The sequence below is a fragment of the uncultured Roseobacter sp. genome (assembly GCF_947493125.1).
In the GTDB taxonomy this organism is placed as follows: domain Bacteria; phylum Pseudomonadota; class Alphaproteobacteria; order Rhodobacterales; family Rhodobacteraceae; genus Roseobacter.
The window spans coordinates 266,422-289,182 of sequence record NZ_CANLQB010000004.1 but is presented as its reverse complement, the minus strand read 5'-3'; the positions used below and the strand labels follow the sequence as shown (position 1 = coordinate 289,182).

Annotated in this window: 21 protein-coding genes and 1 pseudogene; 10 read left to right on the top strand and 12 right to left on the bottom strand. The window is 59.5% G+C overall.

Annotated elements, in window-relative coordinates; genetic code table 11:
- Positions 1-8: 8 nt before the first annotated feature.
- Complete coding sequence (locus Q1A71_RS10600) at positions 9-536, bottom strand: component of SufBCD complex (RefSeq protein ID WP_299675187.1); 528 nt, start codon at positions 534-536, stop codon at positions 9-11.
- A 120-nt stretch (positions 537-656) separates the two neighbouring features.
- Here Q1A71_RS10600 and hemB point away from each other — a divergent pair, with 120 nt between their 5' ends.
- Both hemB and Q1A71_RS10590 read left to right on the top strand, forming a co-directional pair.
- On the top strand, positions 657-1,661 hold the full coding sequence (gene hemB, locus Q1A71_RS10595; protein WP_299675184.1) for a porphobilinogen synthase: 1,005 nt from the start codon (positions 657-659) through the stop codon (positions 1,659-1,661).
- Between the two features lie 107 nt (positions 1,662-1,768).
- Positions 1,769-2,335, top strand: a complete 567-nt coding sequence (locus tag Q1A71_RS10590) for a YSC84-related protein (RefSeq protein WP_299675181.1) — start codon at positions 1,769-1,771, stop codon at positions 2,333-2,335.
- Positions 2,336-2,378: 43 nt separating this feature from the next.
- Here Q1A71_RS10590 and Q1A71_RS10585 read toward each other — a convergent pair.
- Positions 2,379-3,266, bottom strand: a pseudogene (locus Q1A71_RS10585) (NAD(P)-dependent oxidoreductase); the annotation flags it as partial.
- 86 nt (positions 3,267-3,352) lie between these two features.
- Here Q1A71_RS10585 and Q1A71_RS10580 point away from each other — a divergent pair.
- Both Q1A71_RS10580 and Q1A71_RS10575 read left to right on the top strand, forming a co-directional pair.
- Positions 3,353-5,818, top strand: coding sequence for a penicillin acylase family protein (locus tag Q1A71_RS10580; RefSeq protein ID WP_299675178.1), 2,466 nt, complete (start codon positions 3,353-3,355; stop codon positions 5,816-5,818).
- Between the two features lie 4 nt (positions 5,819-5,822).
- Positions 5,823-6,386, top strand: coding sequence for a pseudouridine synthase (locus Q1A71_RS10575; protein WP_299675175.1), 564 nt, complete (start codon positions 5,823-5,825; stop codon positions 6,384-6,386).
- 129 nt (positions 6,387-6,515) lie between these two features.
- Here Q1A71_RS10575 and hflX read toward each other — a convergent pair whose 3' ends face one another.
- From hflX to trkA, 4 genes are all read right to left on the bottom strand, one after another.
- Entirely contained in the window at positions 6,516-7,814 is a 1,299-nt protein-coding gene (gene hflX, locus Q1A71_RS10570; protein WP_299675172.1) for a GTPase HflX, read from the bottom strand.
- Positions 7,811-8,050, bottom strand: coding sequence for an RNA chaperone Hfq (hfq, locus tag Q1A71_RS10565; RefSeq protein WP_007119530.1), 240 nt, complete (start codon positions 8,048-8,050; stop codon positions 7,811-7,813). The genes hflX and hfq overlap by 4 nt, the downstream gene beginning before the upstream one ends.
- A gap of 130 nt (positions 8,051-8,180) precedes the next feature.
- Entirely contained in the window at positions 8,181-9,683 is a 1,503-nt protein-coding gene (locus tag Q1A71_RS10560) for a potassium transporter TrkG (RefSeq protein ID WP_299675169.1), read from the bottom strand.
- A gap of 54 nt (positions 9,684-9,737) precedes the next feature.
- Positions 9,738-11,114, bottom strand: a complete 1,377-nt coding sequence (trkA, locus tag Q1A71_RS10555; protein WP_299675166.1) for a Trk system potassium transporter TrkA — start codon at positions 11,112-11,114, stop codon at positions 9,738-9,740.
- A 209-nt stretch (positions 11,115-11,323) separates the two neighbouring features.
- Here trkA and Q1A71_RS10550 point away from each other — a divergent pair, with 209 nt between their 5' ends.
- Positions 11,324-11,701, top strand: coding sequence for a hypothetical protein (locus Q1A71_RS10550; RefSeq protein WP_299675163.1), 378 nt, complete (start codon positions 11,324-11,326; stop codon positions 11,699-11,701).
- A gap of 54 nt (positions 11,702-11,755) precedes the next feature.
- The gene (locus Q1A71_RS10545; RefSeq protein WP_299675160.1) at positions 11,756-12,781 is read left to right on the top strand and encodes a nuclear transport factor 2 family protein; all 1,026 of its coding nucleotides are present in this window, start codon (positions 11,756-11,758) and stop codon (positions 12,779-12,781) included.
- Between the two features lies 1 nt (position 12,782).
- Here the strand turns inward: Q1A71_RS10545 and Q1A71_RS10540 are convergent, their stop codons facing one another.
- The 5 genes from Q1A71_RS10540 to dusB form a co-directional block, all read right to left on the bottom strand.
- A complete protein-coding gene (locus Q1A71_RS10540; protein WP_299675157.1) occupies positions 12,783-14,198 on the bottom strand; it encodes a sigma-54 dependent transcriptional regulator in 1,416 nt (471 codons plus the stop codon).
- A gap of 3 nt (positions 14,199-14,201) precedes the next feature.
- Positions 14,202-16,394, bottom strand: a complete 2,193-nt coding sequence (locus Q1A71_RS10535; RefSeq protein WP_299675154.1) for a PAS domain-containing sensor histidine kinase — start codon at positions 16,392-16,394, stop codon at positions 14,202-14,204.
- 156 nt (positions 16,395-16,550) lie between these two features.
- On the bottom strand, positions 16,551-17,915 hold the full coding sequence (locus Q1A71_RS10530; RefSeq protein ID WP_299675151.1) for a response regulator: 1,365 nt from the start codon (positions 17,913-17,915) through the stop codon (positions 16,551-16,553).
- A gap of 16 nt (positions 17,916-17,931) precedes the next feature.
- Positions 17,932-19,005 (bottom strand): ATP-binding protein, encoded by a 1,074-nt coding sequence (locus Q1A71_RS10525; RefSeq protein WP_299675148.1) that lies wholly within the window; start codon positions 19,003-19,005, stop codon positions 17,932-17,934.
- Entirely contained in the window at positions 19,002-19,985 is a 984-nt protein-coding gene (gene dusB / locus Q1A71_RS10520) for a tRNA dihydrouridine synthase DusB (protein ID WP_299675145.1), read from the bottom strand. Before dusB ends, Q1A71_RS10525 begins: the two co-directional genes overlap by 4 nt.
- Positions 19,986-20,166: 181 nt before the next feature.
- Here dusB and ispD point away from each other — a divergent pair, with 181 nt between their 5' ends.
- From ispD to Q1A71_RS10500, 4 genes are read left to right on the top strand one after another with little or no spacing between them, the layout of a single operon-like run.
- A complete protein-coding gene (gene ispD / locus Q1A71_RS10515) occupies positions 20,167-20,841 on the top strand; it encodes a 2-C-methyl-D-erythritol 4-phosphate cytidylyltransferase (protein WP_299675142.1) in 675 nt (224 codons plus the stop codon).
- Positions 20,842-20,851: 10 nt separating this feature from the next.
- Positions 20,852-21,301 (top strand): 2-C-methyl-D-erythritol 2,4-cyclodiphosphate synthase, encoded by a 450-nt coding sequence (gene ispF / locus Q1A71_RS10510; RefSeq protein ID WP_299675139.1) that lies wholly within the window; start codon positions 20,852-20,854, stop codon positions 21,299-21,301.
- On the top strand, positions 21,298-21,795 hold the full coding sequence (locus Q1A71_RS10505) for a phosphatidylglycerophosphatase A (RefSeq protein ID WP_299675136.1): 498 nt from the start codon (positions 21,298-21,300) through the stop codon (positions 21,793-21,795). The genes ispF and Q1A71_RS10505 overlap by 4 nt, the downstream gene beginning before the upstream one ends.
- Positions 21,792-22,256 carry a CinA family protein gene (locus Q1A71_RS10500; protein ID WP_299675133.1) on the top strand — a complete coding sequence of 155 codons (465 nt, stop codon included), beginning with the start codon at positions 21,792-21,794 and terminating at the stop codon, positions 22,254-22,256. The genes Q1A71_RS10505 and Q1A71_RS10500 overlap by 4 nt, the downstream gene beginning before the upstream one ends.
- 16 nt (positions 22,257-22,272) lie before the next feature.
- Here Q1A71_RS10500 and Q1A71_RS10495 read toward each other — a convergent pair whose 3' ends face one another.
- Positions 22,273-22,722 (bottom strand): type II toxin-antitoxin system RatA family toxin, encoded by a 450-nt coding sequence (locus tag Q1A71_RS10495; protein ID WP_299675130.1) that lies wholly within the window; start codon positions 22,720-22,722, stop codon positions 22,273-22,275.
- Positions 22,723-22,761: the final 39 nt, after the last annotated feature.

Below are 22,761 nucleotides of genomic sequence, written 5' to 3'. Positions count from 1 at the left end.
GCAGGGTGTCAACCGCCCAACGGGCCAATGGCAAGGTTTTGATACATGCCCCAGAGCGCCGTCACGAAAATCGAGATCATCCCAGTGATCTGGACATAAAGCCTGTGCCGCGACAATCGGCGGCGCAGCACGTCTCCAACGGCACCTTCCTGATAGATCAGACGTGCCGTCGACAAAGACAGAAGACCTACGATGCACATCGGCAAGCCCAGCAGAAAGAGCGCTTGCGCGATCTCGACCGCGTAAAAGAAACCCAAGACGCCGAGTGCCGTGAGCAAGAAGCATCCAAGACCGAGCAGCCACAACCCGGACACATTGGCGATAAAGAGCAGCCGATTGATGTTGATGCGAACCATATCTTCGAGATCTTGCTCGGCCTGACCACCGTATCTCCGCGCGCGCAAAACCATGTCATAGGGCACACCGATTACCCAGTGGCTTGCGGTCGACCACAAAACAGCCAACGCGATCCAGAACCACAGGTTCGAAAACGACCGCATGTCTATCAGTTCAAAAACGTTTTGATAAAAGTCCAAGGGGGTCTGCTTTTGTCACTTGTTTTGATCCTCTTAGCGAGGCTGGACCCTAATTCCTACCCTTGGCTTGATGAAAAATAAGTGGCACTGATGAGCTGTCATTCAAACTGGACACATTTCATGCGCCCGACCCAAAGCTCCTTTCCTGAAACCCGTCTACGGCGTCTCCGCCAGAGTCCTGCGATACGGGCGCTCACGCGGCAAAACAGCCTGAGCGTGGACGACTTCATCTGGCCAGTGTTCGTGCGCTCGGGCGAAGGCATTGAGGAACCGGTGCCTTCCATGCCAGGCGTTTATCGCAGATCGGTCGACAAGATCGTCGATGCCGCACGAGAGGCGGCAGATCTTGGAATTCCCGCAATTTGCATTTTTCCCTACACAGGCATCGAGGAACGCACGGAGGATTGCGCAGGGGCCTGGGATCCGGAGAACCATGCCAACCGGGCCATTCGCGCGATCAAAGCAGCGGTTCCTGAGGTCGCGGTAATGACCGATGTTGCGCTCGATACGTACAATATCAATGGACATGATGGTTTCGTGGAGAACGGAGAAATCGTCAATGATCGGACGGTCGAGGCTCTGGTGAAAATGACGCTGGCGCAGGCCGATGCAGGTGCCGATATCATCGGACCCTCCGACATGATGGATGGACGGGTCGGTGCCATGCGCAGTGCACTTGAAGCTGCAGGCCATCAGAACGTCATGATCCTGAGCTATTCGGCGAAGTATTCGTCGGCCTTTTACGGTCCGTTCCGCGATGCAGTCGGCGCGTCGGGGGCGCTGACGGGCGATAAGAAGACCTATCAGATGGACCCGGGCAATTCCGATGAAGCATTGAGGCTGATCGAACGTGATCTCCGAGAAGGGGCCGATATGGTCATGGTCAAGCCAGGCCTGCCCTATCTCGATATCTGCAGGCGGGTGAAAGAGGCGTTTGGGGCGCCCACCTATGCCTACCAGGTCTCGGGCGAGTTCAGCATGATCCAGGCCGCCGCCCAACACGGCTGGATTGATGGCGAGAAGGTGATGATGGAAAGCCTGATGGCTTTCAAGCGAGCGGGATGTGACGGCATCCTGACCTATTTTGCGCCGGCAGCTGCCCGGCTTCTGCAAGCGCAGCGGTAACCCGCGCAATCGCCGAGCTTTTGAGTGACAGGTCCCGCCAATCGGCGTATGTTCGCGCATAAGTCGGACTAACCGACACAAGAGCAACATGAATACAGGCGGATGACATGAACAAGATCAGATTTTCCCGTAGGGGATTTACCCTCGGCGCGCTCGCGGGCGTTTCGGTGACCGCAGCTTGTGGCAACGGGATCGGGTCCCGCGGAGCAGCAAATATCGATGCGCGGGTCGACGCGACGCTTGAAGAAATGTACCGGCGCTACCCCAACACCGTGAACCTGGGCCAGAAATCCAGTGGTATCCTGGTGATGCCGCTCATCACCGAGGCAGGTTTCGGGTTTGGCGGCGCCTATGGACGCGGTGCATTGCGGGTGAACGATGTGACGGTCGATTATTATTCGAGCACGCAGCTCTCGGGCGGTTTGCAGATTGGGGCACAGCAGTACACCCATGTCCTGTTCTTCCTGACCGACGAGGCGCTGACGAATTTCCGCCGGTCGCCCGGATGGGCTGTCGGAGGGGATGTGGAGTACGTCATCTCCGATCAGGGCGATGGGGTGAAGGCTGACAGCACAACGGCGCTATCGCCGGTCCAAGCCGCCGTTTTTGGCAGGGCCGGCCTGCTCATCGGAGCCACGTTACAGGGCACGAAGTACAACCGCATCATTCCCTGATTGAAAAAGCCCCGCGTCCTGCGGGGCTTTCTTCATTTGGTTGTCAAAGAGCTTGCAGGCGCTTGAAGAGACTTGACGTGTCCCATCGGCCTCCACCCATCTTCTGCACATCCTTGTAGAACTGATCGACCAACGCCGTGACTGGAAGGCTGGCGCCTGTTTCATCAGCAGTCGAAAGACAAATCCCCAGGTCCTTTCGCATCCAGTCGGTGGCAAAACCGTGATCAAAGTGATCATCCAGCATGGTCTCGTATCGGTTGTTCATCTGCCAGCTGCCGGCCGCACCCTGGCTGATCACCTCAACGACAGCGCGCCCATCGAGACCAGCCTTGTCGGCGAAATGCAGGGCTTCGCTTAGCCCCTGAACCAATCCGGCGATTGCTATTTGGTTGCACATTTTAGTCATCTGTCCCGCACCGCTCTCACCGATCCGGCGGCAGATCTTCGAATAGACCTCCATGATTGGCAGCGCACGTTCATAGGCGCCTTCATCTCCGCCGCACATGATCGAGAGTGCAGCGTTTTCCGCCCCGGCCTGCCCGCCTGAGATGGGCGCATCCACGAAGCTGACCTGCTTTTCGTTGGCCGCCGCATAGAGCTCACGGGTCACCGCAGCGGAAACGGTGGTGTGATCGACGAAAACCGATCCTGAACCCATGCCGGCGAATGCGCCGTCAGGGCCGAGACAGACCGAACGAAGGTCATCATCGTTGCCCACACAGGCCATGACGAAATCAGCCGCTGTCGCTGCTTCGCGGGGTGTAGCGGCCATGGCGCCTCCAGTCGTCTTGGCCCAGTCCTCGGCCTTCGAGATGGTCCGGTTATAGACCGTCACATCGTGGCCTGCTTTCTGCAGATGGCCAGCCATCGGGCCTCCCATCACGCCCAATCCCAAAAACGCCAGCTTGGCCATATGATTTGTCCTTCTCTTTTTCCGTGTTGCTTTACGTTGCCCTCCTACCTAACAGTCAGAACGCAGGGGTCAACAAAGCGGCGCAGCACGAGCGGTAGGCAGGTATGGCGTTGGTATTCAAATGGTTAATGCGACTGACGGCCACAGCGGTCATTCTGGTCGTCCTGGGCGTTGGTCTCGTCTACTACCTCGCGTCCCGCTCCCTGCCCGACTACGACAAGACACTGGAGCTGGCATATCTCACAGCCGAGGTGGAGATCGTCCGCGACAATGCAAACGTCCCGCATATCTTCGGCGAGAGTGATCAGGACGTCTTTTACGCCTTGGGATATGCGCATGCGCAGGACCGACTTTGGCAAATGACGATGCTGCGGCGGACAGCGCAAGGCAGGCTTTCGGAGGTCTTCGGCGCCGCCACTGTGAACATTGATAAACTGATCCGGCGGCTCGATATCTACACCCGCGCTGTTGCGTCGGTGGACGCGCAGGATGAAAAGACGATGCTCTTTTTGCGCGCCTATGCGACGGGGGTGAACGCGCGGCTGGATGAGATTAACGAAAACGCCCTGGGACGCGGTGCACCCGAGATGTTTCTCTTCAACGCACCGGTCTCGGCCTGGCGCCCAGCAGACTCGCTGGCGATCATCAAGCTGATGGGGCTGCAACTGGCGGGTCACCTCGACGAAGAAGTCCTTCGTGCCCGCATGTCGCTGGCACTTCCCGACGCGCAGCGGCTTTCCGACATCTTGCCTGACGCACCCGGGAGTGGTGTTGCAGCCTTGCCGGAATATGCGGCACTTGTTCCAGGCGTGCCCCGCTTCACGGAAAATACCTTGCCGCCGGCACACTCGCTGTCTCCCTTCAAGCGGCGCATGTTTGCAGGGGCTTCGAATGCCTGGGCCGCAGCTCCCTCGCGCTCGGCCTCAGGTGGAACCCTCCTCGCCAACGACCCGCATCTGGAGTTCACCGCACCTGCGATCTGGTATCTCGCCCGTCTGGAATTGCAGTCAGGCGGCGTCATTGGTGGCACGATTCCCGGCATGCCGCTGGTGCTGACGGGCCGAAGCGAAGCGCTCGGGTGGGGCCTGACTTACGCCTACATGGATGATCAGGACGCCTATATCGAGCAGCTGAATCCAGACAATCCTGAAGAGTACAAGACGCCCGACGGGTTCAAACCCTTCGAAAGCCGCGGGTCCATCATCAACATCAAGGATGCGACGCCAATCACCATCACGCTCCGCTGGACCGATAATGGCCCGGTTCTTCCCGGCACACACTACAATCTGGCCACGATCACGCCACCCGGGCATGTCGCTTCCCTTGCTTGGACCGTCTTGAGCTCCAACGACACTTCCATGGGCGCGGCACTGCGATTGATGGAGGCGAAATCCGTCCGGGAGGCGATCGAGGTCAGCGAGCCTTACTTGGCCCCGGCGATGAACCTTATGTTGGTTGACCGCAACGAAATTGCGATGAAGATGATCGGCGCCATGCCGCGACGTGATGCGCGGCATCAGAGCCAGGGGCGGCTGCCCAGTCCAGGCTGGATCGAGAGCAATCGCTGGCAAGGGCGCCTGCCCTATACGTCAAATCCGGAGTTCGTTGCCCCCAACGGCGGGATACTCGGGAATACGAACAACAAGACCGTGGACAGACCCTTTCCGAACCATGTGTCCTTTGACTGGGGGGACACCCAGCGAATTCAGCGATGGCAACGGCTGATGCAGGCCCGTGAAGTCCACACACGTGACAGCTTCATAGAAGCGCAACTGGACACGGTCAGCTTCACAGCGCGCTCTTTGCTACCGTTGATCGGCGCGGAGCTATGGTTCACTGGTGAAGCTGCACCCGAGGGCACACCCTTGCGCCAGCGTCAACGCGCCTTGACCCTGCTGGCCGGCTGGTCCGGGGAAATGAACGAGCATATGCCCGAACCGCTGATCTACGCGGCATGGTTGCAGCGCTTGCAGGAGCGGATGATCAGAGACGACCTTGGCCCGCTCGCCAGCGAGATGACCCATGTGGAGCCGCTGTTCATCGAACGCGCCTTTCGCGACATCGACGGCGCATCGGTCTGGTGTGACGTGATCCAATCTGCCCCTGTGGAGACCTGTGCGGATATGGCCCGGCTGGCTCTGGACGACGCGCTGATCTGGATCGAGGAGACCTGGGGGCCGGCACTCGAAACTCTGCGCTGGGGCGACGCACACCAGGCCACCCACGATCACGCGGTGCTCGGGGAGGTGCCGATCCTGCGGTTTTTTGTGAATATCCGGCAATCGACCAACGGCGGCGACAACACGTTGCAGCGCGGGTTGACTAAGGGCACGGGCCCCGATCCGTTCCACAACACCCATGGCGCTGCCTACCGGGGGGTCTATGACTTTGCCGACCCGGATAGCTCCGTCTTTATTACCTCGACAGGTCAATCGGGACACTTCCTGTCCCGCCACTATGACGACCTGGCGCAGCTTTGGCGGCGCGGTGAGTATATCCCGATGTCCTTGGATGAAGGGCTCGCGCGCGCCGCATCGGTGGGCGTAACCGTTCTGCGCCCTGAGCGCTGAGCCAATGGCTCGGGTTATTCTGTTTCACAAGCCCTATGGGGTGTTGTCGCAATTCACGGACAAGGGGGCAGACGGGTCCGCCAGACCAACGCTGTCGGCATATATTGACGTGCCCGGGGTTTACCCGGCGGGACGGCTCGACAAGGACAGCGAAGGGCTGCTCGTGCTGACGGATGATGGCAAATTGCAAGCGCGCATCGCCCATCCGAAACACAAGATGGCAAAGACCTATTGTGTTCAGGTCGAAGGCCGGCCTAACGCGTTTGCACTCGACCGGTTGCGCAGAGGTGTGACGCTGAAGGACGGGCAGACCAAACCGGCCGAGGTCGCCGAGATTGATCCGCCGGAGCCGCTCTGGCCCCGGGACCCACCGGTTCGTTTTCGCAAATCGGTTCCGGACGCCTGGCTGCGGATCACGATTCGTGAAGGGCGCAACCGGCAGGTCCGGCGCATGACGGCGCATGTTGGGTTACCATGTTTGCGGTTGATCCGGGTTCAGGTGGGATCCTGGGCGCTCAATAACCTCACCCCCGGCGCTTGGCGATTTGCCACCGACGGTGGCCCATAGGCCCACCGCACCTGCCGGTGATAGCCTTCTGCGCTTGAGGTGATACATCGAACACCACTTAGCGCGTTGAAATTGCCGCCTTCAGGTAGCGGTAGGCGATCCGGGCTCGAGAGGAAGCGCTTTTCAGTGTCACAGCCGCTCAAACTGGGCCTCCTGCTGAGCGGTCCAGCGCACTGTCAGATCAAAGCCACTCTCCGTCTGCCGCTCCGCCTCGACCAATTCATGATCAAAGAGCCAGGCACGTTTCTTGCCATCCGAAAAATCGAGATGCAGGTGCTTTTCGTGCTTGGCTCCCTGCAGCTGTTTCCTGATTGCGGCCAACAGCGCATCGGTTCCGTCACCTGTCAGTGCAGAGATGGCGAAGACATGATCGTCCCTGTCCGCCCGGACCTGCACCGCAGCTCTGGCAGTGGCATCAAGACGGTCGAGCTTGTTCCATACCTCGAAGTTGGGGCGCTCCTCGTCCACACCAAGAGAACCCATGATCTCGCGCACATCCTGGGACTGCTCCTCCGTTTCGGGGTGCGAGATGTCGCGCACGTGGCAAATCACATCCGCAGCAAGCACCTCTTCGAGCGTGGCACGGAACGCTGCCACCAGTTCGGTTGGCAGATCGGAGATGAAACCCACCGTGTCAGAGAGGATAACCTCCGGTCCGTCCGGCAATTGTACGCGCCGCATCGTCGGATCGAGCGTCGCGAAGAGCATGTCCTTGGCCATCACCTCCGCGCCCGTCAAACGATTGAAAAGCGTCGACTTTCCGGCATTGGTGTAGCCGACCAGCGCCACAATCGGGTACGGGACCTTGGCGCGGGCTGCACGGTGCAGCGCGCGTGTTTTCACCACCTTGTCGAGCTGACGCCGCAGCCGCACGAGTTGATCGTCGATTGCGCGGCGGTCCGCCTCAATCTGCGTTTCACCAGGCCCCCCCACAAAACCCAGGCCACCGCGCTGACGCTCCAGGTGCGTCCAGGCGCGCACCAACCGTGTGCGTTGATAGCTGAGCGCTGCCATTTCGACCTGCAGAACACCCTCGCGGGTGGCAGCCCGGTCACTGAAAATCTCCAGGATCAGCCCGGTGCGGTCGAGCAGCTTGACGCCCCAGGCCTTCTCGAGATTGCGCTGCTGTACTGGGCTGACGGGGCCATCGACCAAAACGAGTTCGATCTCGCGCTCTTCCAGTGCGGCCTTGATCTCGTCGATCTTCCCGCTGCCGAACAGCATGCCCGCTCGCACTGATTTCAGAGGAACTACCTCGCCGCCGACCACCTCAAGCTCCGGCAGAGCGTGAGCGAGCGAAATGGCTTCGGCCAATCCATGATCGGCGAGGCGGCGATTTGGGTCAGATTTGATATCCGGATGCAGCACCCAGGCCCGAGTCACTCGGCTTGCATCAGTGTTGTCGACTTGAAACGGCGCTTTACTCAAGAAGCGTCTTCGCCCTCATACAGGCTGATCGGCTGGCTCGGCATGATGGTCGAAATCGCGTGTTTGTAGACAAGCTGGGACTGGCCATCCCGACGTAAAAGCACACAGAAATTGTCGAACCAGGTGATCACGCCTTGCAGCTTCACACCGTTGATCAGGAAGATTGTCACAGGAACTTTCGTCTTGCGAACATGGTTCAGGAACGCATCCTGAAGGTTCTGTCTGTCCGACGCCATTTTAGCACTCGCCTTTTTTCTTGCCGGAGCCCGCAGATCGAGCCCGCCCCTCGTGGCGCAATTATGAAGTGCCCCGTCCGGAGATTCCACCCCAAAAAACAGTCCGTTACGGACCTAAAAAATGGCATGATCAGCTGCGCCACAAATCGGGCGTCAAAAGCGCAATGATGGCAAGGGTTTCAAGACGACCCAGAACCATGGCTGCGCAAAAAACCGCCTTCGCGCCCGTGCTCAGTTCTGTCAGAAGAATGGGCTCGTCTGCCGCGAGGCTGATCAGTGGGCCGGTGGTCGACAGCCCCGCAATGCTGAGGACCAGCGCATTTTCGAAGGAGACATCCAGTAGGGCCAGCAAGATGGTCAGAGCCGCCAGCGTCAATGCAAAGAGCATGAAGAAAATCCATGCGATAAACGCCCCATTGCGCTGAAGCCTGCGTGCATCCGTGCCGGCTCCGCTGACCGACGACGGATGTACCAAGCGCTCCATCTCACGCAACCCGTTGAGGTAGAGCGCGAACACCCGAAGCAGTTTCACTCCTCCTGCGGTGGTTGCCACCCCCCCACCGATCAAGGCCAATCCCATGAGGATCAACCCGGGGGTTTCGAGCCCGGACCAGGCTTGGGTCTGCGCCCAGTAGTCACTGGCGAATCCTGTGGTCGTCAGAAAAGACATCACCGTGAATATGGATCCCCACAGTGCGCGGCCCGCTTGGGTCAGATCGTCCTCGGCGGCGACATCAAACGCGCCCAACCAATGCCTTGCGAAGAGAATAAGTGGGACACCAAGTATAAAGACCAGGCCGAGGCGAAACTCCGGATCGGTTCGTAACCCCCCCTGGGTCGCCGTGATCGTATCGGATGAAAACGTCAGGCGGGACAGCGCAAAGAACATGAACAGCAGGGCCAGCGCCTCTCCGGTGATGCCCGACCCGCTGAACTCAATGCCGCCCACCGGAGAGATGCCCGAGGTCGCCATCACCGCCATCGCGTGGCACAAAGCCACCAAGGATGCATCGCCGCTGATCATCAACAGCACCCAAAGCAGCGCTGTGAGGCCGATGTAGATTGGGAGAAGCGCTGACGACACGCGCAACAGCCGTTCTCTTGGATCAGCCCGTCCAATCAGGCTCGAAAGCGCTTCCCGCTGCCCCGGCTCCGCCTGTGCGGTGACTTCGAAACCACCCAGATTCAACGGCGCGAGGATGGCAGATGCCGCAATCCACATGACCGCACCGCCCATCCACCCGACCTGCGCGCGCCAAAGGTGCAATGTGGTGTCAAGCCGCTCCGGATCGACGAAAAGTGTCGCACCGGTCGTCGTGATCGCACTGACCATCTCCATGTAGGCATTGACGTATGTGGTGGTCCCAAGCCCCTCAAAAAATGGGACTGCAAGAAAGGCCGGCAGAAAGACGAAGGTCGAGAAGAGGGACAGCAGCGTGCCAAGCGCCCCGTGCTTTGGACGCCGCCCCGCCAAAGCAATTGCAATCAGCGAGAAGAGCGTCAGGCCGAGAATGCCGCTATAGAAAAACATACGTGCCGTGTCGATGTTTCGCACGGTCCCGCCGTGGACGGCGGGGACAAGCATTGCCACTGAGGCGAGCCCGAAGATCAGAAGGAACAGCGGCAAATCCATGAGCTGTTCCCATGCACTGCGGCGCCTTTCGATCTGGGGGGCTCGAGCCATGCCCTAGAAAAAGTCGATGGAGACCTGCATCAGCCGCTCCACTTCCGGCACATCACCGGCCAGCGCAAAAATGGCCACCACATCCCCCTCGTCAATCCGTGTGGAGCCGAGCGGTCTGATGACGTCGTCGCCCTTGCGAATGGCGCCGATCAGCACGCCTTCGGGAAAATCGATCTCGTTGATCCGCTTTCCCGCCAGGGGGGACGTCGACAGGACCTCCGCTTCGATCACCTCGGCTTCTGCGTCTCCTATGGAATAGACCGCCCGGACGCGCCCATGCCGGATGTGCCTCAAAATCGAACTCACAGTTGTGGCGCGCGGGTTGATGTAAGCATCGATGCCCAAGGGAGACATCAGAGGCACCAGCGTGGGGTCGTTGATCAACGCAATCGTATAGGGGCAGCCCTCGGCCTTTGCCCGCACACAGGCGAGCATATTGGTCTTGTCGTCATCGGTGATGGCCAACATCGCATCGGCGCGCGCGATACCCGCCTCGGCCAGAAGACCGGCGTCCAGCCCGTCGCCATTCAGCACGATGGTGCGCTCCAGAGCTTCCGCCGCGCGCTCTGCGCAGATGCGGCTTTTTTCGATGACCTTGGCCCGCACGCGTTTTGCGCGGGCTTCGAGGGCCTGTGCGACCGCAAGGCCCACGTTGCCTCCCCCGACGAGCACCACTCGCTCCTGCTTCGTCACCTTCTTGCCGAAGATTTCCAGCGTGCGCGGGATGTCGTCGACGTGGGTGAAGACGTAGCAGTCATCGCCTACGAACAGCTGATCCTTCGCCTCAGGGGAGAACAATGTACCGTCGCGCCGAACACCCACCACCGTTGCGCGCAATGTGGAAAAGAGGTCTGTGAGCTGCCGCAACGGGGTATTCACGACCGGGCATTCCTCTTCGATGGTGATGCCCATCAAATGCGCCTGCCCCTTCATGAAAATCTCGGTATCAAAGGCGGCAGGCGCTGAAAGTCGTTGCAAGGCGGCGGCGGCAACCTCTTTTTCCGGGCTGATCACCACGTCGATCGGCATATGATCGCGGCGATAGAGATCGGAATAAATCGCGTCCAGATAGGACTGGCTTCGCAGACGTGCGATCTTGCGATTGATCCCGAAAACTGAATGCGCCACCTGGCAAGTGACCATATTGACTTCATCGGAATAGGTTGCCGCGATCACCATTTCGGCGTCGCGTGCACCCGCGCGCTCAAGAACATCAGGATAGCTTGCAAAACCAGCGATCCCCTGCACGTCGAGAGTATCAGTGGCGCGGCGCACAAGGTCGGGGTTGTTGTCGACGACCGTGACATCGTTGCGCTCGCCCGACAGATGGCGGGCGATCTGCCACCCCACCTGTCCCGCGCCACAGATAATCACCTTCATGCGTCCGGGGTCCTTCGAGCCATTCCGCGACCTTCTGAATGGCAGATGGCCCAAGAGCGGTCAATTCAATTGTCCTTCGGCAGAAATGGCGGCAGACTGACCGCATGTTGCCCGTCTGCTCCCGGCCTCTCCTGCTCTCTGCCATCCTTGCTTTGACGGCCTGCGCCCCGCTGTCGATCTACCACCGCCCGGGTGCAGAGGTTTCTAAAATGGAATCTGATCTTTTGTCTTGCGAGATTGCCGCACTTGCGGACGTGCCTGTGAACAACCAGATCCGCCAAGAGCCGCCGATCTACATTCCCGCGCGCCGATACTGCAACACCAATGGACACTGCTACACGCGGGGCGGCTACTTCGAGCAGGGACGTATCTACACCGTCGACGTCAACGCCGATTTGCGAACCCGAGCCGAAACGTCGTGCATGGCCAATCAAGGGTATGCGCCCGTTACCGTAGCGAACTGCCCAAACAGCGTCTTTCGGGCCGTGCCGAAAGCAAGCACGACGGTACTTCCCCGCCTGACGGATCGGAGTTGCGCAGTTCGCTATCAGGATGGCTCGTGGCAAATTGTGAACCAGGCAGGCTAACCGCGTCGCATTTGGGCTGGAAGTCCGACCAGACGCTTTCTACAGCTTGGCATCATGAATGTATCAACACTGCCTATGCCCGGCCTCCAACCAGCAAAGCGGCTCGTTGAAGAGCACTACGCGGCTCTCTCACGTGCTACGCCCCAAACCGTCACCCACATTTTGCGCGAACGCCTGGCCTCGGACTGTCGTTGGTACGGTATGCACCCGTTTCACGAACAGATCGGACCGGGTGCAATTGCTGACGTTTTCTGGATCCCCTTTCTGACAGCCTTTAACCGCGTCCAACGGCGCGAGGATATCTTCTTCTCCGGTCTCAATGAGATCGACGGATTTGACGGCTTATGGACCTGCTCCATGGGCCATCTGATGGGGCTGTTTGACAGACCGTTCCTGAGCATCCCGGCCACGCGAAAGATGGCATTTCTACGCTATGCCGAGTTCAACAAGATCGAAGCGGGCCACATCACCCAAACAGCCCTCTCCGTGGACCTTCTCCATCTGATGCTACAAGTTGGACTCAATCCACTGCATGCAGATCAAACCGGACAACATCTCGTCCAGCCGGGGCCGATGACGCATGATGGGCTGTTACGTGCGCCGCAGGAGAGAGACGAAACAGATCGTACGCTTGCACGCATCAACATGATGATCGGCTCCATCACACAGGCCAATGGGCCCAACCTCCGGCTGCCTCCAGAAGAAGAACTCGCGCGGGACTGGGTGGACGACATGATCTGGTGGGGCCCAGCGGGTATCGGGGCGAGCTACACGATTGACCGCTATATCGAGCAACACCAGGGGCCATTTCGGCGCGGCTTGTCCGGACGAGCCTTCAATGGACATGTCTGCCGCATGGCCGAAGGCAGATATGGCGGTTTCTTTGGCTGGCCAAACCTGACGCTGACCAACACCGGTGGCTATATGGGCGTGGCGGCAAATGACGCCCGTGCCGACATGCGCGTGGTCGACATTTACCGCCGCGAAGGCGACCGGCTCGCCGAAAACTGGGTGTTCATCGACATGCTGCACTTCTTCAAGATGCAAGGCGTCGACATACTGGCGGAGATTGCGATTTAGACTACTCCGCGGCGTCCGTCTCCACTTCGTCCACATGCGCGACCCGCGCGCCTGACTTTGCGGAGGTCACAACACCCAGTGACTTCAACTTTCGGTGCAACGCAGACCGTTCCATACCCACAAATGTCGCCGTTCGCGAGATGTTGCCCCCAAAGCGATTGATTTGGGTGAGTAGATATTCTCGCTCAAACGCCTCGCGAGCCTCCCGCAAGGCCAATGTCGCCAGTGCCCCTGAAAGAACGACGCGATTCTCATCACCGCTGCTGTCATCCGAGCCGGGAAGCTCACGTGCCTGGATGGGTCCCGTTTCATCGCCGAGGATGAGCACCCGCTCGACCAGATTCTTGAGTTGACGCACGTTTCCCGGCCAGACCATGGTTTGCATCAACGCTTCGGCATCGTCGCTCAAGCTGCGTTGCGGCAGGCCTTGGGTTGCATTCATCTCGCTGATGAAGTGCTCGGCCAATGCGGGGATGTCCTCACGCCGCTCTTCCAGCGACGGGACAGCAATCGGCACGACATTCAGGCGGTGGTACAATTCTTCCCGGAAGGTTCCGGCGAGAATGGCCTGTTGCAGATCGCGATTGGTGGAGGAAATCACCCTCAGGTCCACGCGGACCTTGTCATTGCCGCCCACCCGCTGGAATTGCTGATCCACCAGGACACGCAAGATCTTCGACTGGGTCCCGATCGGCATATCTGCAACTTCATCGAAATAGATCACGCCGCCATGCGCCTCCTCCAGGAGGCCGGGCTCAACGCCACGTTCGGGCGTCTCGCGGCCGAAAAGCACCTCTTCCATGCGTTCCGGGGCGACGCCTGCGCAGTTCACCGTCACAAAGGGCGCTGCGGCGCGGTTTGAATTCGCATGGATGTACCGCGCCGCCACTTCCTTGCCGCATCCCGCGGGCCCGGTGAGCATGACGCGCCCGTTTGACCTCGTCACCTTGTCGAGTTGCCCGACCAATGACCGAAAGGCCGCCGAGTGACCGATCATCTCGGATTTCGTGACGTCTCGTCGGCGAAGGCTTTGATTTTCGCGACGCAGACGCGAGGTTTCCATCGCCCGTCGGATCACGACCAGCAGCTGATCGATGTTGAAGGGCTTCTCAATGAAGTCGTAGGCACCCTGCTTGATCGCAGCGACAGCGATCTCAATATTCCCGTGGCCGGAAATGATGACAACGGGGACGTCCGGATTATCCCGCTTGACCGTCTTGAGAATATCGATCCCGTCCATCCGGCTGTCTTTCAGCCAGATATCGAGAACGATCAGCGCTGGCGCTTCGGCGTTGATCGCCGCCATCGCATCGTCCGAGTTGCCCGCCAGCCGGGTCGCAAACCCCTCGTCCTGCAAGATATCGGAGATCAATTCGCGAATGTCGCGTTCGTCATCTACGATAAGAATGTCGCTCATGGTTCATAATCCTTCCTGCTCAGGGGATAACGTCACGGCGCCCGCCTTGCATGGCAGCGTGATGACCGCCATGGCGCCGAAATGGTCTTGGCCGTTGAAGATCGGCGCATCTTCGAGAGACAGGCTTCCGCCATGTTCCTCAATGATTTTCTTGACGATGGGCAGCCCGAGCCCCGTGCCTTCGCTTCGCGTGGTAACATAGGGTTCGAAGAGGCGCGCCCGGTCTTCTGGAAGGCCAATACCATTGTCCGAGATCAAAATCGTCGCCTGGGTCTCGTCGGCTTCCAGCGTCACATGTATTTGCGGTACGTAGCCTTCGGGTGTGCCCTTTTTGGACAAAGTTTCAATAGCTTCCCCGGCATTCTTGATCAGATTCGTCAAGGCTTGGCTGATCATTGTCGCATCCAAGTCCGCCGTCACGACACGATCCGGCAGATCGATCTCGATTTGGACGTCCGGCTGACCTGTCTGTTGCAGCAATACCGCATCACGGACCACCGAGTTCAGGTCGATAGCTGTGCGTTCCGGTTCGGGCATCCGAGCGAATTTCGAAAATTCGTCTACGATGCGGCGCAGGTCCGTGGTCTGGCGCACAATGACATCGGTCATCTGGTCCAGTGCCTCGCTGTCATCCCCCACCCTGGGGGAGAACTTTCGCTTTATCCGTTCAGCGGAAAGCTGGATCGGCGTCAGGGGATTCTTGATCTCATGCGCGATCCGGCGGGCCACATCGCCCCAGGCCGCCATCCGCTGCGCGCTCACCAAATCCGTCACATCGTCAAAAGAGACCACATAACCTTCCAGGGTGCCGTCTTGTGACCGCCGCGTCGCCATCCGGACCAGAAGGTTTTCCTGCCGACCTTGGCGCGAAACCTTCACCTCACCCTGCGCCATCTCATTGCGGGATTTGACGACCGTCTCGAACATCGGCCCGAACTCCGGCACGACCACTTTCAGCGCTAGAAACTCCTGCCCTCCCTGCCAGTCCAGCAGCCGTTCCGCCGCTGGGTTGACGAAGGTCACCCGGCCACGCGGGTCGAGGCCGACAACACCTGATGTGACCGAGCTCAAAACGGAGTCGAACAAGCGGCGGCGTCGTTCGATCTGCTCGGTGTTCTCTATGAGCGTCTCGCGCTGCGCTTTCAACTGGCGCGTCATCTGATTGAAGTACCGCCCGAGCATGGCGATCTCGTCATCGCCCTCATCCTCACGAACCTGCACATCCAGATCTCCTGCGCCAACCTGCTGGGCTGCGCCCGTCAGGCGGCCAACGGGCACCGAAAGCCGTTCTGCAAACCACAACCCTAGCCAAATCGCCGCCAGGATCAGGATCAGCGCGAAAGCGAGGTAAAGCAGTCCGAAGTCGAACAACAGGCGACCGCGCTCGCTTTCGAGCTGCTCGTAGAACAGCACGGTTTCCTTGGTTTCGTCGAGAAGCGACAGGATTTCGCCGTCGACCTCGCGGCTGATGTACAGAAACCTGTCAACGAAAGCAGACAGCCGCACCAGCGCACGGAACTCGTTGTTATCCCAATCTTCTATGACAACAACGTCCTGTTCGTCCGCCTGCTGCATTTCCGTTTCAGACGGCGGTTCAAAATCAAACAGATACGATCTGTCTCCTCGCGCTCGAATTTCCCGCGTTCCGTCTATCAGGTATGCCTCGCGCAGCCCGCGCTGAATTTGACGCTGCCGTTCGCCAAGCAGTTCACTGTCCGAGACATTGGTGCCCGACCGCCGCGCGGCATCCAGGCTGCGCGCGAGGGCCAGCGCATCTTCGGCAAGATCAATCCGCTGCTCTTCTTCATACGCTTGTGCCGCTGCGAGCGAGCTGCCGACCACCTCTCGTACGCGGTCGGAAAACCACCCTTCGAGGCCTACATTCACAGTGAGTCCCGCAAAGATCGCGACCGTCACAGTCGGGATCAGCGCCAGGAGAGCGAACACCCCGGTCAATCGCAAGTGTAATCGCGATCCTGCAGATTTTGCTCTTCGCGCCGCGATCAATCGCCCGACTTGGGCCAGAACCAGCGCGGCCAGCACAAGGATATAAACAAGATCGGCGAGCAGGATCAGACGCAGGCCCAGCGTGTTGCCGGTCTGACCAAAGGGGCCGAGAACCAAGTAAGTACACAGCGCCAAGACAGGGCCCAAGACCACAAGTCCCAAGGTCGCGAAGTTGCGCATCCGCCGCATGCGGCGCAGACGCCCGAGCCGAAGCCAAAGTGACCTTTCTACACGGGGGTTCACCCGATGCCCTCACTCATGATGTGGCGCAAAGAGCGCCGTACCGCCTTATCTTGTGGTCCTGATCAGGGGTGTCCCCCAATGGCCACGCTTTGTGTGGCGGTTTTACATCAATTTGCGGCGCCGTGTCACCTCAATATCGAGGTCGGTAATCTTCTTTCTCAAGGTATTGCGATTGATCCCGAGCAAATCGGCGCATTTTGCCTGGTTTCCGCCGGTCGCTTCCAGCGAAATCTCGATCAGCGGCGCTTCAACCTCGCGCAATATCCGCGCATAGAGGCCGGCGGGCGGCAACATGTTACCGTGCAGATCGAAGTAGCGACGCAGATGGCGTTCTACGGAGGCGCCGAGTTTCTCGGTATTGCCGGCAGCCCGCATAGGTTCGAGGTCCGGCTGAGCGCCCAACACCTGTTCGACCTCACTGGCGGCAATCTCGGCGGCGCGGCTCGTCAGACCGAGCCGTCGGATCGCGTTTTCCAACTGTCGCACATTTCCGGGCCAGGAGTAGTTTCGGAAAATGTCGCTGGCCTCGCGAGACAGTTCACGCGGCGCGGCACCTGCGGCTTCGGCCTTGGCGAGAAAATGTGCTGCCAGGATCGGAATATCGTCGACCCTTTCGCGTAAGGCCGGAACGCTGAGCGTCGCACCGCTCAGGCGATAGTAGAGGTCCTTTCGCATCTGACCCGCTTCCATGTCGGAGTTGAGGTCGGTCTGGCTCGTCGCAAGAAACCGTGGCGCATACTCTCCGGGCGTGTCCATCATATGCACGAGCCGTGCCTGCAACTCTGCCGGCAGGTCGGACACCTCCTCCACCAGCAGTGTGCCGCCCTTCACCCGTGCAAGCAGACGTGCCGGCCCCTCCAGATCCTGCAGATCCTCAGATGACGCCGTGATAAACGGTAGGTTCCGGCGGTCAGAGAAGTCATGAATGGCGCGCGCGATCAGAGACTTCCCCGTGCCGGACTCGCCCCAGATCAAGACCGGCAGATCTGTGTTCATCACTCGCGCGACGACCCTGTAGAGGGACTGCATCACCGCAGTCCGCCCGACCAGTGGCAAATCGTCCGGCCGTGCCTCCGCGTCTTCGGTCACGCGCCTGTTCTGGGGGCGTGTCTCAAGTGCCCGTGCCGTACGTTTCATCAGATCCGGAAGGTCAAATGGTTTGGGTAAGTAGTCATAGGCCTCTGCCTCGGCCGCCTTGATCGCCGTCATGATGGTGTTTTGAGCGGAGATCACGATGACGGGCAGACCGGGCCGGTCTTCGGCGATCTTTGGCAGCATCTCGAGGCCGTTGCCATCCGGCATCATGACGTCGGAAATCACAACATCACCTTTGCCTTCCGCAACCCAGCGCATCAGTGTGGTGAGGCTGGATGTCGCGTGCACCTTGCACCCTGCTCGCGTCAGAGCCTGTGTCAAAACGGTGCGGATCGTTCTGTCGTCATCAGCAACAAGTATTGTGCCGTCCATCGGTCAGCTCTCCTCTTTATGACTGCTGCGCGGTTTTGGGCGCGCGCGGCAGTGAGATACGAAACACGGTCTTTCCGGGAACTGAGGTCACCGAAATCCAACCGCCATGGTCTGAAATGATCTTGCTGACCAGAGCCAGTCCCAGCCCGGTCCCGTTTTCCCGGCCGGAGACAAAGGGGTCAAACACATCGCCCTTGATCGCTTCCGGCAGCCCTGGTCCATCGTCAATGATTTCAATCTGCAGGGGCAGTGATTGTCCGGACCCATCTGCGCGGCGCAATCGAAAGGAATGCTCGTAATAGCTGTGCAGCCGGATCGTTCCCTTTACCTTACCCGCCGCTTCCGCCGCATTCTTCAGCAGGTTGAGAACAACCTGCAAAAGTTGATCAGGGTCTCCATAGGCCAACGGCAGCGATGGGTCATAGTCCTCGACGATCTTCATATGCGCGCCGAACCCGAGCAGCGCAGACCGCCGGGCACGATCCAACACGTCGTGCACATTCACAGGCTGGAAATCCGGTACGGACAAATTGCCGAATTGCTCCACCTGCCCCAGAAGCTTCACAATTCGTCTGCTCTCCTCGACAATAAGATCAGTTAATTCAAGATCTTCTGTCTTGAGGTTCATGCTGAGAAGCTGTGCCGCGCCCGTGATGCCGGCCAAGGGGTTTTTGATCTCATGCGCCAGCATCTCCGCCATACCAATCGCAGACTTTGCCGCAGATTTCACAGAATGGTTCTGCGTCATCCGGCCTGCCAGTTCGCGCGGTGAGATCATCAGGATCATGTGCCCGGGATGTCCAACCAGGGGCGCCACCTGAAGATCGGATTGCATGGGCGCACGTTCGCCGCTGCCCACATCGACATCATTGACGAACAGGGGCGTGCCGCTGTTCCGGGCCCGCTCGAACGCGGCTTCCAAGGGGTCGTTGACCGCAATCTGATCCCAGACCGGTATCTCACGCACGGATTTCGATGAAACGTTGAGAAACCCTTCCGCGGCCGAGTTGATCTCTACGATCCGATCGTCCGGCCCGATAATCAGTGTCGGCACCGGCAGGCTGGCCCAGATGGCACGATCAGATGTCATGCGGCCACCAGGTCATCTGCGTGACAAGCCTGCGGGATCAACCCCAGCGTCGTCTTGACCTCTGCTGCTGTCAGAACAGCACGTCGCAGCGGCTCAGGGGTATTGCATCTGTCCATATACCAGCCCAGATGCTTCCGAGCGACACGCAGCCCCAGTTCGTCTCCATAGAATCGGATCATCGCCTCGTAATGGGCCGCAACCATATCCGCGAATGCGCGGCCGTTCGGAACATCGGGCTTGGGGGTCTGAAAGAGGTCATGCGCGATCTGCGCAAGAACCCAAGGCTTCCCGCGTGCGCCCCGCCCAACCATCAGCCCGTCTGCCGAAGAAGCCCTAAGCGCCTGCCGCGCGGAGCTTGCATCGACGATGTCGCCATTCGCGATCACGGGAATATCCACGGATTTTTTGACCTCGCGGATCGCGGCCCAATCCGCCGATCCCTTGTAGAACTGACACCGCGTCCGCCCATGTATCGTGATCAGTTGAATGCCGGCAGCTTCGGCGCGCCGCGCTATTTCCGGCGCATTGCGCATGTGATCGTCCCAGCCCAACCTGGTCTTCAGGGTGACCGGAATACGTACGGCATTGACGACAGCTTCGATCAATGTGAGGGCGTGATCCGGTGTCCGCATCAAGGCCGAACCTGAGTACCCCTGTGTCACTTTCTTCGCCGGGCAGCCCATGTTGATGTCTATGACCTGTGCGCCCTGCCCTTCGACCATCCGTGCAGCTTCGGCCATAGGGGCCGCTTCGCGTCCTGCAAGCTGCACCGCAGTGCCGACGTGCCCGAGGCCGAGCTCGGCCTTTTCCCGGCTTCCGGGTCGGGCATTCAGCATGTCGTGGCTGGCCACCATCTCGGATACCACCAACCCAGCACCGAAGGATGCAACCACTGTGCGAAACGGCAAATCCGTTATGCCCGCCATCGGTGCCAGAAGCACCGGCGGGCTCAAATCGAAGGGGAATGTGGTCGAGGTCAAATGCTTAATCCTTGGGCATCGCAAAATCATGTACCAATTGAGCGGTATTCTCTCAATATTCCAAAGGTCTCTCGCTCTTGTACCACAGATCGGATGCTTATTTTTTAGGCAGATAGGAAGGTTGATTGCCTGTGCGTCGCCAAACCCATAGACAGTGCATGATGAGGACAGCGATAGCGACATGACAATTGCGGCAGTCATTGTAGCCGCCGGCCGAGGCGTACGTGCGGGCGGAGATCGACCGAAGCAGTGGCAGCCTTTGGCGGGACAAACCAGTGCTTACTTCGCCCTCCGCGCTTTTGCAGACCACCCGCGGGTGGATCGTCTTGTGCTGGTCCTGCATCCCGATGATATCTCCTCGAGCCTCTGGCCAAGTGAACCGGTTGCGGATGTAGTAGCTGGCGGCAGCACGCGCAGCGCATCGGTCCGGGCGGGGCTTGAGGTGGTGGAGGGTGATGCCGATCACGTCTTGATCCACGATGCGGCGCGCCCCTGCGTCTCTCCGGCGGTCATTGATGGTGTGATTGCGGCACTGGAGACCGCATCTGCTGCAGCTCCGGCTGTGCCCGTTGTCGACGCGTTGTGGCGCGGTAAAGACGACCACGTCGCCGGCTTCGTCCCGCGGGACGGGCTTTATCGGGCGCAGACGCCCCAGGGTTTTGATCTCAAACGTATTCTTGAAGCACATCGAGCCTACCCTGAAGGCGCGGCGGATGATGTGGAACTGGCGTGCCGCGCAGGTTTGTCGGTTGCGATCACTCCCGGGAGCGACGACAATCTGAAAATCACCATGCCTGAGGACTTCGAACGGGCGGAACGCATTTTGAGAGAGCGACATGGACATCAGACTGGGTAACGGATTTGACGTGCATGCCTTCGGGCCCGGCGACTGCGTTGTTCTGGCCGGCATTGAAGTGCCGCACACCCATGGTCTGGTCGGACATTCCGACGCCGACGTGGCGCTGCATGCCATTACCGACGCGATCTATGGCGCATTGGCGCAGGGAGATATCGGACGGCACTTCCCTCCCAGCGATCCGGAATGGAAGGGTGCTGCCAGCGATGTCTTCCTCCGTCATGCGGTCGATCTGGCCGCGTATATGGGTTTCGAAATCTCAAATATTGACTGCACCATTATCTGCGAACAGCCCAAAATTGAGCCGCACGCGGACAATATGCGCGATCAGATTGGGATGATCACCAACCTCGCGAAAGACCGAATTTCGGTTAAGGCCACCACATCCGAGCGGCTGGGCTTCACCGGTCGGGGCGAAGGGATTGCTTGCCTCGCCACAACGGCGCTGCTCAAGCCATGACGGGCATCGCGCGTCTGATCGGTACGGTTTTGGGCATCGGATATATTCGTCCAGCGCCCGGCACATGGGGCTCTCTTGTTGCCTTGCCCTGGGCATGGCTTCTGCATTTGCTTGGCGGACTTCCACTCCTGTTGATGGCCATCATCGCAGCCTTTGCCAAAGGCTGGTGGGCCACCGCTGTCATGACCAAGGACAGCACAGAGAGTGACCCGTCCGAAGTCGTTGTTGATGAGGTTGTCGGCCAATGGATCGCATTGCTGCCGCTGTCCTATGCGGCCTGGTCCCGTGGTATCGACGTTCTGGCCATGTGGCCTGGGTGGATCGCCGCCTTTCTGCTGTTCCGCCTCTTCGACATACTCAAACCCGGCCCCGTTGGCTGGGCAGACCGCCGCGGGGACGCCCTTGGAGTGATGCTGGACGATGTGATTGCCGGCATCTTCGCCGCAATCGGTGTGCTTGCCCTTGCCTGGCTCTATCACGGGGTGCTGCAATGAGCCTCGCAGCGGAGGTTATCGAAAAAGCGAAATGCTCGAAAAAGACGGTCACGGCGGCGGAGAGTTGCACCGGTGGCATGATCACGGCGGCGCTGACAGACATCGCCGGGTCTTCCGCGGCGTTCGAGCGAGGCTTCGTCACCTACTCCAACGAGGCCAAGGTCGATATGCTGGGCGTCTCACCATCAAGCGTGGACGCGCATGGCGCCGTTTCCGAAGAGGTTGCTGCGGAGATGGCGAGAGGTGCGCTTGAGAAATCGCGTGCGCAGATTGCGGTGTCGGTGACCGGGATCGCCGGGCCAGGAGGATCCGAGCACAAACCGGAAGGGCGGGTGTGTTTCTGTATCTGCACTGAAAGAAGCCTGGCGACGCAAACGGTTGAATTTGGCGCGTTGGGACGCGCGCAAGTCCGTGCCGCGGCACGGGATCATGCGTTGCGATTGTTGATAGATCATCTCTGAGGGTCGACGTCCGCGCCTAGGGCGCGCCATAGAGCTCTTTAGCGCGACTTTCGAACGCGCGAACGATCCGCAGCATCGCATCGTTGAAAACGACGCCGATCAGGCGCTGCAGGATCATGTTTCGAAACGCGAAATCGACGAAGAAACTTACCTCGCAGCCACCCTCAACATCACGAAAGCCCCAATTTGACTTCATGTATCGAAACGGCCCGTCGAGATACTCTGTATCGATCTTCTTGTCTTCGGGCATCAGAACAACCCGGCTGGTGAACCGTTCGCGAAACACTTTGAAGCTAATGATCAGATCCGCTTCCATGACCTCGGTTTTTCCGTGTGGCGTTGTTGATTTAACGCGGGCCGCCGAACACCATGGCAGAAACTTCGGGTAGCTGTCCACATCGGCCACGAGGTCGTACATTTGTTGGGCGCTGTAGGGCAGCGTTCGAGTTTCGGCGTGAGTGGGCATTGATTTGTCAGTTCGTGGCAGCTAGCCATCCATGTGCTG